13 protein-coding genes are annotated in these 13,510 nt (G+C 71.1%); 9 read left to right on the forward strand and 4 right to left on the reverse strand.

Going from position 1 to position 13,510, the window contains the following annotated elements:
- The first annotated feature begins 23 nt into the window (after positions 1-23).
- The 7 genes from ACIA8R_RS51040 (at position 24) to ACIA8R_RS51070 (ending at position 6,848) form a co-directional block, all read left to right on the forward strand.
- Positions 24-779 carry a hypothetical protein gene (locus ACIA8R_RS51040; protein WP_397045292.1) on the forward strand — a complete coding sequence of 252 codons (756 nt, stop codon included), beginning with the start codon at positions 24-26 and terminating at the stop codon, positions 777-779.
- A gap of 79 nt (positions 780-858) precedes the next feature.
- Positions 859-1,326 carry a hypothetical protein gene (locus ACIA8R_RS51045; RefSeq protein ID WP_357708027.1) on the forward strand — a complete coding sequence of 156 codons (468 nt, stop codon included), beginning with the start codon at positions 859-861 and terminating at the stop codon, positions 1,324-1,326.
- Between the two features lie 76 nt (positions 1,327-1,402).
- Positions 1,403-2,119, forward strand: coding sequence for an ABC transporter ATP-binding protein (locus ACIA8R_RS51050; protein WP_397045294.1), 717 nt, complete (start codon positions 1,403-1,405; stop codon positions 2,117-2,119).
- Positions 2,116-2,841, forward strand: coding sequence for an ABC transporter permease (locus ACIA8R_RS51055; protein ID WP_397045296.1), 726 nt, complete (start codon positions 2,116-2,118; stop codon positions 2,839-2,841). Before ACIA8R_RS51050 ends, ACIA8R_RS51055 begins: the two co-directional genes overlap by 4 nt.
- Positions 2,838-4,019 (forward strand): sensor histidine kinase, encoded by a 1,182-nt coding sequence (locus ACIA8R_RS51060; protein WP_397045298.1) that lies wholly within the window; start codon positions 2,838-2,840, stop codon positions 4,017-4,019. The genes ACIA8R_RS51055 and ACIA8R_RS51060 overlap by 4 nt, the downstream gene beginning before the upstream one ends.
- Before the next feature lie 3 nt (positions 4,020-4,022).
- Positions 4,023-4,649, forward strand: a complete 627-nt coding sequence (locus ACIA8R_RS51065; protein WP_357708022.1) for a response regulator transcription factor — start codon at positions 4,023-4,025, stop codon at positions 4,647-4,649.
- A gap of 156 nt (positions 4,650-4,805) precedes the next feature.
- Positions 4,806-6,848, forward strand: coding sequence for a cellulose binding domain-containing protein (locus ACIA8R_RS51070; protein ID WP_397045300.1), 2,043 nt, complete (start codon positions 4,806-4,808; stop codon positions 6,846-6,848).
- Positions 6,849-6,902: 54 nt separating this feature from the next.
- On the opposite strand, the gene ACIA8R_RS51075 is transcribed toward ACIA8R_RS51070, so the two are convergent.
- The gene (locus tag ACIA8R_RS51075) at positions 6,903-8,732 is read right to left on the reverse strand and encodes a protein kinase (protein ID WP_397045302.1); all 1,830 of its coding nucleotides are present in this window, start codon (positions 8,730-8,732) and stop codon (positions 6,903-6,905) included.
- A gap of 152 nt (positions 8,733-8,884) precedes the next feature.
- The gene (locus ACIA8R_RS51080) at positions 8,885-9,868 is read right to left on the reverse strand and encodes a DUF5937 family protein (RefSeq protein ID WP_397045304.1); all 984 of its coding nucleotides are present in this window, start codon (positions 9,866-9,868) and stop codon (positions 8,885-8,887) included.
- 141 nt (positions 9,869-10,009) lie between these two features.
- On the opposite strand from ACIA8R_RS51080, the gene ACIA8R_RS51085 reads away from it, so the two are divergent.
- Positions 10,010-10,858: an isocitrate lyase/phosphoenolpyruvate mutase family protein gene (locus ACIA8R_RS51085; RefSeq protein WP_397045306.1), complete on the forward strand. Its 849-nt coding sequence runs from the start codon at positions 10,010-10,012 to the stop codon at positions 10,856-10,858.
- Positions 10,859-10,948: 90 nt separating this feature from the next.
- On the opposite strand, the gene ACIA8R_RS51090 is transcribed toward ACIA8R_RS51085, so the two are convergent.
- A complete protein-coding gene (locus ACIA8R_RS51090; protein WP_397045308.1) occupies positions 10,949-11,878 on the reverse strand; it encodes a PP2C family protein-serine/threonine phosphatase in 930 nt (309 codons plus the stop codon).
- Positions 11,879-12,158: 280 nt separating this feature from the next.
- On the opposite strand from ACIA8R_RS51090, the gene ACIA8R_RS51095 reads away from it, so the two are divergent.
- A complete protein-coding gene (locus ACIA8R_RS51095) occupies positions 12,159-13,022 on the forward strand; it encodes a pentapeptide repeat-containing protein (RefSeq protein WP_397045310.1) in 864 nt (287 codons plus the stop codon).
- Here ACIA8R_RS51095 and ACIA8R_RS51100 read toward each other — a convergent pair.
- A complete protein-coding gene (locus ACIA8R_RS51100) occupies positions 12,988-13,380 on the reverse strand; it encodes a hypothetical protein (protein ID WP_397045312.1) in 393 nt (130 codons plus the stop codon). The genes ACIA8R_RS51095 and ACIA8R_RS51100 overlap by 35 nt on opposite strands.
- Positions 13,381-13,510 lie beyond the last annotated feature (130 nt).

Below are 13,510 nucleotides of genomic sequence, written 5' to 3' on the forward strand. Positions count from 1 at the left end.
CTTTAGGTCGCAAGCTCGTAGCCATGGCCGTGATGACGGCCGCCGTGCTCACCACGGAAGGGGCCGTGGCCCGGGGCGAGGCCCGCCCGCCGGCCGCCGCCGCCCAACAGCCGACCCCCGTGACCACCACCGCCCTGACCGCCGGCCCCATCACCGGCGCCGAGCCCGCCTGCATGCGCGTCAAGGGCGCCGAGGCGTGCGTGGGCCCGGACGGCAGCGACCGGCCGGGCATCTGGATCGAGGACACGCGGAACGACAAGCTGCACGCCGCGGTCGAGTACCACCTGAACGAGTACCTCGGCACCAAGTACGTCATCCACAACCTGGGCGGCAAGGGCGAGATCCGGGGCAACCGCGAGATCGGCAGGACCGTGACGTTCCGGGCCGCCGTGTACGAGGGCAACCACCGCGTCAAGGTGGGCCGCTGGAAGACGGTCCGCAACCTCACCAAGTACCCGGTCAGGCGCGACACCGAGGTCACCCCGGCCGCCGCGCGGGGACGTTCGGAGCGGTGCACGTCCACCAAGGGCGGGGCGAGCGTGTGCTTCCACGAGCGCGACACCTACGTCTTCGCCTGCGACACCAGGGCCGACGAGTACCAGGCGCGCGCCGAGTACTTCGTGGCCGGCGACCCGACCGCCCGGTACGAGATCCACCAGCTCGCCGGCCTCGGCACCTGCGGCAAGGCAGAGCACGGCGACAGGTCGGTCAGCATGTACCGCGCCTCGGTCTTCAACGGCTCCCGTCGGGTCGCGACGCGGCAGTACAAATACAACTAGTTTGCAAGCGGCCCGGCAAGCCGGATGAAATCGGTCCAATGCACCGTGTGGTCATCCCCCGAGAGGAAGGAACCCCTCGATGACCACCTCCCGTACCGCCGCCGTCCTGACCGGTGTCGCCGCCGCCGCCCTGCTCGCGCTCGCCGCCTCCCCCGCCCAGGCCGCCTCGGCGGCCTCGTGGGGTCCCTACTACGCCCCCGGGCACGCCGCCAAGGCGACCGGCTCGCTGAGCGCGACCGGCGAGGACCACGCCGACCTGCCGACCGCCGACGCGGTGCGGATCTCCGGCAAGCTGACCGACCAGACCCGCAAGGACTCGGCCTGCGGCTGGGCGGTGTTCCGGATCACGTACCGCGACGGGAGCAACCTGCCCTTCAAGGAGCGCAGCGTCCGGAACTGCTCCTACGGCTCGGCCAAGCGGTTCTCCTTCGAGTACCGCGACGTCTACCAGGTCGAGCTGAAGGTCTGCGCCGAGGGCAGGGGCTCCAAGCCGTCCCTGAACTGCCTGTACGCGGGCACCTGGAAGACCCTCTACCTGTCCAAGTGACGCATCGGCGGCGGCGTCCCGGCCATCCACCGATCGGTGGATGTCGCGGCCGCCGCTCCGCCGTGATGCTCAGATCATGACAGTCATCGAGATCGACGACCTGCGCAAGAACTACAGACACACCCGGGCGCTCGACGGCGTCTCCCTGACCGTGGAACGCGGCGAGATCTTCGGGCTCGCCGGGCCCAACGGCGCGGGGAAGACGACGGTCGTGGAGTGCGTGTCCGGGCTGCGGCGTCCCGACGGCGGCAGCGTGCGCGTGCTGGGCCTCGACCCGCAGGGCGACCGGCGGGCGCTGCTCCAGCGCGTCGGCGCCCAGTTGCAGGAGGCCGCCCTCCCCGACGGCATCAAGATCGGCGAGGCCCTGCGGCTCTACGCCTCCCTGTACGACCACCCCGCCGACTGGCGGGCCATCATGGACGAATGGGGCCTGACCGAGAGGAAGGACGCCCGCTTCGGCGGCCTGTCCGGCGGCTGGAAGCAGCGCCTGTTCATCGCGCTGGCGCTGGTCGGCGACCCCGAGGTGGTCCTGCTCGACGAGCTGACCACCGGCCTCGACCCCGACGCCCGCCGCACCACCTGGGGGCTGATCAAGGCCATGCGCGACCGGGGGATCACCGTCGTCCTGGTCACCCACTTCATGGACGAGGCCGAGGCCCTGTGCGACCGGATCGCCGTCATCGACCGCGGCCGGGTGGTGGCCGAGGGCAGCCCGCGCGAGCTGATCGGCGAGGCGCGGGCCGCCTCCCTGGAGGACGCCTACTTCACCCTGACGGGGAGGGCCCAGGCATGAAAGGCTTCACGCGAGTCATCGCCGTCGAGCTCAGGCTGGGGTTGCGCGATCCGATGTCGGCCTACTTCGCACTGGCCTTCCCGCTGGTCATGCTCTGGGTCAAGCTGCGCGGCGGCGACCGGCCGCTGCCCGGCGGCGAGCGGCTCGTCGACGCGACCGTGCCGATGCTGACCGTCTTCGTCGTGGGGCTGGCCGCGCTGGTCGTCCTGCCCGCCACGCTGGCCCAGTACCAGGAGCGGCGGGTACTCAAGCGGCTGCGGGCCACCCCGGCCACGCCGTTCATGCTGTGCGGCGCCCAGTGGGCCGCGCACATGCTGCTGGCCGTGCTCGGAAGCGTGCTGCTGGTCGTCCTCGGCGTGGCCGGCTACGGGCTGAGCGCGCCCGCGAGCCTTCCAGGCGTGGTCCTGGCCTGGTTGCTCGGCGCGCTCAGCCTCGGCGCCGTCGGGCTGCTGCTGGGCGCGCTGGCCCCCAGCGGCCGGGCGGCGACCGTGATCGGGCTCGCCCTGTTCTTCCCCATGGTGTTCCTGTCCGGCGCGGTGATCCCGCGCGAGACCATGTCGGGGTCGATGCGGGCGATCGGGGACCTGACGCCCATGGCGCCCGCCGTCCAGGCGATCCGCGACGGCTGGTCGACCGGCGCGCTTCCGCCGCTCGCGCTCGGGATCATGGTGGCGGTCGGCGTGGTCGCCGGCGGCGTCGCGGTGAAGGCCCTGCGGTGGTGAGCCGGTGGGAGCGGGTGACCGCGGCCCTGCCGTACCTGCTGGTGCTGCTTCCCGCGCTGTTCTCGCTGCTGCGGGCCTGGCGGGTGGAGGTGCTGGCGCTGGCGCTGTTCGCGGCGGCCTGGCACTGGTTCGTGGTCGCCTACCGTCCCGGCTGGACGGCGCGGGCGTGGGTGGTGGCCGGCTACTTCGTGGTGCTGCTGGCGGTGGTCGTGGCGCTGGTGCGGATCGACACGGTCTTCACCGTGACCGGGGTGGGGGTGTTCGTCCAGTGCTTCGCGCTGCTGCCGGGGTTGTGGGCGTACGCGGGGGTCGCCGTGACGGTCGGGACGCTGGTCGCCGCCCGTCCGCCGGACGGTCGCAGCCCGGTCGAGCTGCTGGCCTCGTTCGTGGTCGGGGTGCTGGTGGCGTCCATGACCGGGCTGGTGTTCCAGACCGTCTCCGAGCAGAACACGCAGCTGAAGGAGAAGAGCGCCCGGCTGGCCGCGCTCGCCGAGGAGAACGCCGAGCTCCAGGCCCGGCTCCTGGTCCAGGCCCGCGAGGCGGGCGTGCTCGGCGAGCGGCAGCGGCTGGCCAGGGAGATCCACGACACCGTCGCCCAGGGGCTGACCGGCATCCTCACCCAGCTGGAGGCGGCCGACGAGGCCGTCGGAGCGGCGCCTGCGGTGCGCGCGCGGCTGGCGACCGTACGCGAGCTGGCCAGGGAGAGCCTGACCGAGGCCCGCCGCTCGGTCCAGGCGCTGCGCCCGGCGCCGCTGGCCGCGGCGCAGCTCGGGACGGCCCTGTCGGAGGTGGCGGCGGCCTGGTCGCGGGCGTCGGGGGTGCCCGCCCCGGTGTCGGTCACGGGCGACGCCCGGCCACTGCACACCGAGGTGGAGAGCACGTTGTTGCGGGTGGCCCAGGAGGCGCTGGCCAACGTGGGCAAGCACGCGCGGGCCGCCCGGGTGGGGATCACGCTGTCGTACATGGAGGACGTGGTGGCGCTCGACGTCCGTGACGACGGGTCCGGCTTCACCCCCGGCTCCGGCTCCACCGGCGGGTCCGGCGGCGGGTTCGGGCTGGTGGCCATGCGGCAGCGGGTCACCCGCCTGGCCGGCAGCCTCGCCGTCGAGAGCGCCCCTGGCCAGGGGACGGGCATCTCCGCCACCGTTCCGGCCATCCCCGCCGACCCGGGAACGTGAGCCATGCCCGTACGCCTGATCATCGTCGACGACCACCCGGTGGTCCGCGACGGGCTGCGCGGCATCTTCGAGACCGACGGCTTCGAGGTGGTCGGCGAGGCCGCCGACGGCGCCGAGGCGCTCGCGGTGGCCCTGCGCACCGGCCCCGACGTCGTGCTCCTCGACCTGCGCATGCCGGGGACGAGCGGCGCCGAGCTCATCCGCCGGCTGCGCGAGCAGTGCCCCGGCACGCACGTGCTCGTGCTGACCACCTTCGGCGACGACGCCGACGTGGTACCCGCGATCGAGGAGGGCGCCACCGGCTACCTGCTCAAGGACACGCCACGCGCCGAGCTGCGGCAGGCCGTGCTGGCGGCGTCCCGCGGCGAGACCGTGCTGTCGCCGGCCGTGGCCGGGGTGCTCACGCGGCGCGCGCACGCGCCGGAGCAGCGCACGCTGAGCCCGCGCGAGCTGGAGGTGCTCGCTCTCATCGCCCGCGGCGCGACCAACCGTGAGGTGGCCAGGCGGCTGTTCGTCACCGAGGCCACGGTGAAGACCCACCTGCTGCACGTCTTCGCCAAGCTGGAGGTCAAGGACCGGGCGGCGGCCGTCGCGGCGGCGTACGACAGGGGCCTGCTCAAGCCCGCCTGACCGGCGTCACGCGTGAAAGTTTCAGCGCCGATTGACGGGCCGGAGCCGACGTCGCATGATCATGCTTGCCTCCTGGTCAGGAGGGGGCGTCGAGTCAACCGCTACCCACGGCTTCTTCTCACGGCTTCTCACGGCTTCCCACGGCGAGGTACCCCGATGCCTGGCATGACCCTGCCCCGGGCCGCGACCGCGGCCCTCCTGACCCTGACCGCGCTGATCGCTCCCCCGGCGCGCGCCGATGACGTCACCCCCGTCGCGGTGACCGTCAACGCCCGCGCCGCCCTGGCCACCGCCCCCGAGACCGGCATCGGTTCCAACCATGCGATCTGGGACTCGAACCTGGGCACCGACCAGACCGCCGACCTCCTCAAGGACGCGGGCGTCAAGCTGCTGCGCTACCCCGGCGGCTCCTACTCCGACATCTACCACTGGGCCACCCACACCGCCCCCGGCGGGTACGTCGCCCCGAACACCGACTTCGACACCTTCATGCGCGGCGTGCGGCGTACCGGCGCGCAGGCCATGGTGACCGCCAACTACGGCACCGGCACCGCCGAGGAGGCCGCCGCCTGGGTCCGGCACGCCAACGTCACCAAGGGCTACGGCGTCAAGTACTGGGAGATCGGCAACGAGAACTACGGCAACGGCCACTACGGCAGCGCCTGGGAGGCCGACGACCACGCCGACAAGAGCCCGGCCGAGTACGCGCGCAACGTCGTCGCCTACGCCGACGCCATGAAGGCGGCCGACCCGTCCATCAAGATCGGCGCGGTGCTGACCACCCCCGCCAACTGGCCCGACGCCATCACCGCCGAAGGCGACGACGGGAGCTGGAACAAGGTCGTCCTGTCCCTGGCCGGGCCGAAGATCGACTTCGTGATCCTGCACTGGTACCCCGGCGCCCTGGACAGGGCCGGCCAGATCCCGGACATGATCCAGCTCACCCGGCGGCAGATCGCCGCGTACGCCGGGCCCGGCTCGGACCGGATCGGCCTCGCGATGACCGAGTTCAACACCGGCTCCAGCAGCAACGGCACGAACACCCAGCCCGGCGCCCTGGCCGCCGCCGACGCCTACGCGAGCCTGCTGGCGAACGGCGTGTTCACCGTCGACTGGTGGAACGTGCACAACGGCATCGGCAACGTCACCGAGGTCGAGGGGCACACCGACTACGGTGACTTCGGGCTGCTGTCCAGCGGGGTCTGCAACTCGTCCGGGGTGTGCGAGCCGCCGTTGAACACGCCGTTCGCGCCGTACCACGCGCTGCAGATGGTCAGCAGGTTCGCCCGTGCCGGGGACCAGTTCGTCCGGGCCGGGACCGACCAGCCGAAGGTCAGCGCGCACGCCGTCCGGCGGCCCGACGGCGGCCTCGCGGTCATGCTGATCAACACCTCGCCGGACACGTCCTACCCGGTCGCCGTGGACTACGCGGGCTTCACGCCGGCCGCGGGCGCGCCCACCGTACTGACCCACACGAACGGCGCCACCTCCATCACCACCGCGACCACCGGCACCGCCACCAGCCAGACGCTGCCCCCGCTCTCCCTGACCACCTTGGTCCTGCGCCCCGCCACGCCGCAGACCGGCCTCCCCGGCGCGCCCGGCCGCCCCACGGCCTCGAACGTCACCGACAAGGCCGCCACCCTCTCCTGGCCCGCCGCCGCCCCCGGCGCCCGCCCGATCGCCAAGTACGAGCTCCACCGCCAGAACGGCGCCGTCAGCGAGCAGCTCGGCGAGACCGCCGGCACCTCCTACACGGTGGGCAACCTCAGGCCCGGCAGCACCTACACGGTCAACGTGATCGCGCGCGACAGCGGCGGCGGCGTCTCCTGGGCCTCCCCGCCCCTGACCTTCACCACCGGCACCCCCGCCACCAGCTCCTGCGCCGTCCGCCTCACCGACCAGACCGACTGGGCCAGCGGCTACGTCGGCGCCATCGAGATCACCAACAACGGCGCCCCGGTCAACGGCTGGACCCTGAGCTTCACCTGGCCGAGGCCCTGGCAGAGTCTGGGCAGCGGCTGGAGCGCCACCTGGACCGAGACGGGCTCGAACGTCAAGGCCGTCAGCGAGCCCGGCAACGCGTCCCTGGGCACGGGCGCCTCGACGACGATCGGATTCGTCGGCAACTACGCCGGCCCGAACCTCCTCCCCACCACCTTCACCCTCAACGGCGCCGTCTGCACCACCAGAACGTGACCACTGGCTTGACCGCGCGAAGGGCCGTTCCCCATCGGGCGGCCCTTCCGCGTGTCACCAGAGGAGCCAGGGGCTCTCCGCGCCACCGCCGAACGCCGCCGTCCCCGCTCGCCGCCACCGCTGCCGTACGTCGTGCTTGGCCCGGATGGCCGGTGCCGTGGTGGTGAACGGCCCGCAGGTGGCGACCTCCCCGTCGTTGCGCGGGGCCACCCCGGAGCAGATGAACGGCTGAGAGACGTTCTGATCCGCGTCGGTGTTGTAGAGCTGGACGTGCACGTCCGAGCGAACCGTACTCGCCCCTCTGATGCGTCCCTTCAGGTAGAAGACATCGCCCACCATGGCCATGCAGGGCGACATCTCCACCCCCGAGCCGTTGCCCACCGAGATCCACGAACGGCACTTCCAGTCCGGCTGGGAGCTGCGCGGCGGAGCGCTCGTCCCTTCCGTGCCGGGGTCCACGGTGTGCGGGGCCTCCGTCTTCCGCCCTGGCGGCGTCCGGCGGGGCTCGGCCGTACGGGCCGGCGTGGGGTCCGTGGTCGCGCTGGGCGCCGCCGTGCGTTCCGAGCCGCCCGTTCCCGGCGTACGGACCGGCTCCTTCGGCGTCTTCTTCGGCGACGACTTGAGCGGTTCCTCCTCCGCGTCGTCCGGCTGGGACGTCTTCTCGTCCGGCTCGGACGGAACGGGCGTCGCGGTCCCGGCCACTTCGGCGGTCGCGAGCCCCGGAAGCCCTGCCGCGTCGTTCACGGCCCCCGCGTCCGGCGTACGCCATGGCGCCATGACGGCCACCGCGGCCGCGGTGAGCACCACCGCCGTGGCGGTGCTCGCGACGACGATCCACTGACGAGACCGCCCCCGCCGCTGCGCAGCCGCCCCGGAAGGAACCGTCCCGTCCCCACCGCCTGCACCGGCGGACGGCACCGAGCCCCCGCCACCAACCGGCCCAACCCCAACTGCACCCCCGGACGGAGGACCCGCCCCACCGGCACCCGCGGGCGGCGGCAACGGCTCGGACGTCGCGGACGGAGCCTCCCCCTTCGCGACCCGCGGCAAGGCGGCCAGCCCGGTCACCGACGGCACCGCCTCCCGCAACGCCACCGCCACCTGCCCCGCCGCCGGACGCCCGGCCGGATCCTTGGCCGTGCAAGCGGCGATCACCGCCCACAGCGCGTCGGGCATCCCGGGCAACCGCCGGGGCATGGCCATCGCATGCTGCCGGAGCAGAGCCATCGGATGCTCACCGACGAACGGCGGACGCCCGGCCATCAGCTCGTAAAGGATCAGACCGACCGCATAGACGTCCACCGCCCCCGTGGGAGGGCCACCGTCGGCCACCTCGGGCGACAGGTACGCGGGCGTCCCGATGATCGAGGTCGTCTGCGTCAGCCCAGGCCCGAGGACGATCCGCGCGACCCCGAAGTCCGTCAGCCGCACCTGCCCTGTTGGCCCGTCGATCAGGACGTTCCCCGGCTTGACGTCCCGGTGCACGACACCCATCGCGTGCGCCGCCGCCAGCGCCTCGGCGACCTGGGCCATCAGCTCGGCGGCCACAGCCGGGGGCAGCGTGCCGTGCTGCTGGAGCAGGCCGCGCAGATCCCCGCCCTCGACCAGGTCCATCACCAGGGCGAGCCGCTCCCCCTCGATGACGAAGTCGCGCATCGTGACGATGTGGGGATGGCGTAGGGTCCGCAACACATTGCGTTCCTGGACGAACCGCAGCACCAGGTCCTGGTCACCGGCGAGGTTGCTGCGCAACATCTTGACCGCCACGGTCTCCCCGGTCTCCCGGTGCCGCGCCCGCCAGACGGTCCCCATCGCCCCGGCGCCGATCTCGTCGAGCAGCACGTACCGGCTGCCCAGGAACGCCTCGGCCCCATCCGCGTCCATCGCCCGCCTTCCCCCCGAACAATGGGGATCACAATAGTCAGGATGATCGGGACAAAAAAGATCAGCGCCCTCGCGGCCTCACACCGCACCCCCGGCTGACCAGGCCCGGCCCCGGTCGCGCGAACGCCCCCGGAACCAGCCGGCCTTCAAGCTCACACCTGAGCCGTGAGCAGAGCGTCCGCGAGCCCCGTACGGGCGTAGAACACCGTGCGGCCGGCCCGATGGGTGCTGGTCAGCCCGGCGGCCCGCAGCGCGGTGAGATGCTGCGACACCCCCGCCGCGGAAAGCCCCGACCGCTCGGCCAGCTCGGTGGTGGAGGCGGGCGAATCCAGTTCGGCCAGGAGCAACGCCCGGGACCGGCCGATCACGGCGGCGAGGGCGTCCATCGGCGCGTGCCTGCGCGACTCCCACAGCACGCCGATCCCACGGGCCGGATAGGCGAGCTGAGGCGGCTCCGACGGGACGGACCGCGTCAGCACCCGCGGCCACGCGAAGACCGACGGCACCAGAAGCAGCCCCGCCCCGGTCTCGATCCTGGTGATGGCACAGTGCCGCTGCGCCAGCTGGAGCCCTCCGCTGTCCCAGCGCACGGTGGGGTGCAGCTGGTCGAGCGTCCGAGCCGTACCGCTCTCGGCCACCTGACGCCCCCGATGGAAGACGTCCGCCTCCAGCACCGACCGGATCCGCGCCCAGTAGGGCGCGATCGCGAGCTCCCAGTACGCCTCGATCTCCGCGACGACCCTGGGCAGGTACGTCCGAGGGTCGCGGTGCAGGTTGCGCAGCCGGGGCGACAACCGGCCGCCCCGCTCGCCGGACAACAGGTCGAGGTCCCGCCGAACCCGCTCCGGGTCGCCGGCCTCGATGGCCGCCAGCTCGTCGGGCAGCTCATGGGACGCGGTCGTCGGATTGAGAAAGTCGGGAAGGTGACCGGCGGACGGAACCATGTCGGCCAGCCACCCACGATCGAGCCCCGCCGCCGCCAGCCGCGGACGCACCTGCTCGGCCCACCCACGATGAGGATCGGCCACCGTGGCCCCGGCCAGCACCCGGCAACTCGTGACGACCTCCCACATGGGAGAGACCGCGAACCGGGTCTCGGCCAGATCGTTCACCGAAAAGGCCAGCCGCGCCTTCATGCCGCCTCCAGAGCGTCCACGATTCGGTCAGAGCTTAATCAATGGACGCCTACTCCTCCGCCCGGCAACATCCCGGAGCAGGCACCCACCGAGCCATGGTGCCGGACTCCGAACACCCCGAAGGCGGTCACGCACATGCCTGTGGACAACTCTCCCGCCACTGCCGCGACGGCGACGGAAAAGGCCGATCTGTTCAGAAAGCTCAGCACCGACTCCGTCCTGATCCTCCCCAACGCCTGGGACGCCGCCAGCGCCGCCGTGATCGCCGCGGCCGGGGCCTCGGCCATCGCCACGACCAGCGGCGGCGTCTCCTGGTCCCTCGGCCGCGGCGACGGCCAGCACCTCACCCGGGACGAGATGCTGCAAACCGCCCGACGCATCGTGAACACCGTCGACGTACCCGTGACGGTCGACGTCGAGGGCGGCTACGGCCCCACCCCCGAGGACGTCGCCCAGACCGTCCGGGCGGTGGCGAAGGCCGGCGCGGTGGGCGTCAACCTGGAGGACTCCCAGGCCGTCGGCGGCCCGCTGTTCGACCTCACCGACCAGACCACCAGATTCCGCGCGGCCCGGGAGGCGGCAGCCTCGGCAGGTCTCCCCGGACTCTTCGTCAACGCCCGCACCGACGTCTTCCTCTTCGCCATCGGCCCCTCCTCCGGCCGCCTGACCGAAGTGATCAGGCGCACGGCGGCCTACGCCGAGTCCGGAGCCGACGGAATCTTCGTCCCCGGCCTGCTCGACCTCGACGCGCTGGCCACGCTCTGCGCCGAGTCCCCGCTCCCGGTCAACGCGATGGCCGTCGCCGGCGGCCCCACGGTCGCGGAACTCACGCAGGCAGGCGTACGCCGGATCAGCCTGGGCACCGCCCTCGCCCAAACCGCCTACACCGCCGCCCGCAAGGCCGCCGAAGAACTCCTCACCGCCGGCACCTACGAAGCCCTGGCCGACTCCCTGGACTTCGGCGAACTCAACACCCTCTTCCACCCCTGATCCCCACCACTCCGCCACCCGGCCCGGCCGATGCGGGAACCGCAGCCGCCGCAATTCAAACATCGCGTTCCAACGATTCATGCGACGCCACTAATCACTGAACGTGTATTCCTTCCGATGCACCTCGAAATCGACGAACTCGATGACGATCAGAGTGATGTCGTCCGAACCAGCGCGCTCCGCAGCAATGGCTTCGAGACGATCAGCCGCTTCTGGCGATCCGCCTGGCCCACTCAGACTCTCCATCAGGAGCGCGTGAGAAACCACCGCGCCGAGTCCGCCCGTGCACAGCAGGATCCGGTCACCGGCGGACAGACCGAGGGCTACCAGGCCAGGGGCGTGCCCCTCGGGCCGTCCGTCGAGGAAGTGCGAGATCCGTTCCGGCGGCATCGGCAGGCTGTCGGCCTCAGCCATACCGTGGGCGTGCCCCTCGGTCGTCCAGATGAGCTCAGCGGTCCCGTCCTCTGTTCGCCGCACGACGTACGCCTGCGTATCGCCCATGTTCGCAAAGGCCGCCATGGTCCCAGACCACACCATGGTCACCAGGTCGGCGCCCATGCCCGCCTGCTCGGGTCGAGCCTCGATCTGTTGCCGGATGGACTCGTTCGCCGAGTAGATCGCACGCTCAAGAATGGCTGTCAGATCAGACGGGTCGATTTCGCGATCGTACCTCCGCAAGGCTTCGGTCACGAGACGGCAGGCAGCGTCGCCATCAGCTCGCCCTCTTCGGCCGTCGGCGATGGCGAACAGGAAAGAACTCATGTAGATGTCGTCCTCGACGCATCGATGTGCAGGCCCGAGGTAGGTGCGGGAGGCCGCATTCCAGGTGAGTCTCACGATTTCACGTACCTTCAATATCAGAGCAGAGATCTTCAGACGGCACTCGCGCGGACGAATTCGATCTTGCACCTTCACACTCGATGGCAAGGCAGGGACGACGGCAATTGAGAGGGCGACAGCGCCGACCTCACTGACCTGGACATTGCCCGCACTCCCTGAGAGAGCCAATTTCGCTTCCATCGAGGAATTCACCGCGGCTGAGAACGCGCACTGAGAGCAGCACGAGGCGGTCGTCTTCCACCCGCGGCATTCGATCGGCCTGCGGTGGCTGCGCACATGGGGAGGCCCTGGTGATCAGCGGCCGGAATCCGCCGTCCCGCAGTTTGTCGGATGGGACTGCCAGACTCCGCATTATGCATGACCTGTTCCTCTCAGCGACCACCGTCGCAGCCAGTCCTCCCGGCATGAGGAGACGCTCCGCGGACACGTGTTCCGATCGCAGCCGTGGCAGGTGGCGCGCATGAGCACGTTCGAGCAGCTCAGCCTCCATCCGAGTCCGGAGGGATGGGATCCTACGTGCATCGCGCGCGGTGAGTTTCGCGGTCAGCGGTTCGAGTTGCCGGCCGGAGTGTCGAGCGTGACCTTCGATCAGGCACGGCTGGTGGACGTGGACTTCTCCGGAACGCGGTTCGCCGAGTTCACCGTTCACAGCAGCGAGTTCGAGGAATGCGACTTCACGGACGTCGTCTTCGAACGTCTGTCGATGGCCACGACCTGCAGGCAAGGAACATGGGACGGCGTCCACTGGCCTCAGTCGGTCTTCCGCGACTGCGTATTTCGGCGCACCCGCTTCCCGTACTCCACGTTCTTCGGCAACGTCCGCTTCGAGAGGTGCACCTTCGACCGGTCCCGGTTGAGAGACCAGACGCACACCTTCGAGGCAGAGTTCGTCGACTGCGTCTTCCGCGGTCGCGTACAGAACGTCAACTTCTGGGGTCGCCCGATGCAGGACCAGACCGCGCTGGGCAGGGAGCGCAACGACTTCAGCGGAAACGACCTCACCGGCGCGGAGCTGGACTACGTCGCCTTCCACCACATCGACCTGCAGGCGCAGCGCTGGCCCGGCTTGCCCGGCTACGCGCTCCTCGACCGGATCAGCGCGCGTGTGGCCGCGGTGCTGCCCCTGGTGGAGCAGTGGCCGGACGCCCGCCAGCGGAACAAGGCGCGCTTCAGCCTGGAGTTCCTTGCTGACACGGCCCTGGCACAGAACGACGATCAGGCGCTGGTGAGTCCGTTGGACATGGGCCGCAAGCTGCCTCCCGCGCTGCGCGAGGAGTTGTTCCAGGCGTTCAGACGCACGTCCAGCGATACAGGCCCTGATTGAGCCGTACCGCCTCGCGGGCCAGGTCCCGCAAGGCCGTGATGCGTTGGACCTCGAACTCGTCGAGCAGTTCCTCCTCGGCGTACTCACTCAGCCTCACGTCGTCCACGGCGGCGAGCGCGGCAACGGTCTCGGGCGCTGCCCGGTCCACGCCCGCCGACTCGCCGTCGTCCACGACGGTCTCGCTGTCGCCGAACTCGCTGAGATCGCGTCCGCTGAGCTCCGCGACCAGCGAGTCGAGCCCGTCGAGCCATCCCTTGCAGTCGACGAACGGCAGGTTCATGCCCTCCGGCCCAGTGTTCAGAGCCAGCCGGGCGGACTGGTCGGAGTCCACCGTGAAGTAGTCGACGAGAACACCCATGGCCGGCCACCCTACCGATCAAGCCCACAGGTAACACAGCAGACCGGGATCAACGCCCCCGAAGGCGGAGTAAGGCGAGATCCACGAACGTCCGCACTCGTGCGCCTCTGACGCCACCCCGTCGGCCACT

Source organism: Nonomuraea sp. NPDC051191 (assembly GCF_044455665.1).
Classification (GTDB): Bacteria; Actinomycetota; Actinomycetes; order Streptosporangiales; family Streptosporangiaceae; genus Nonomuraea.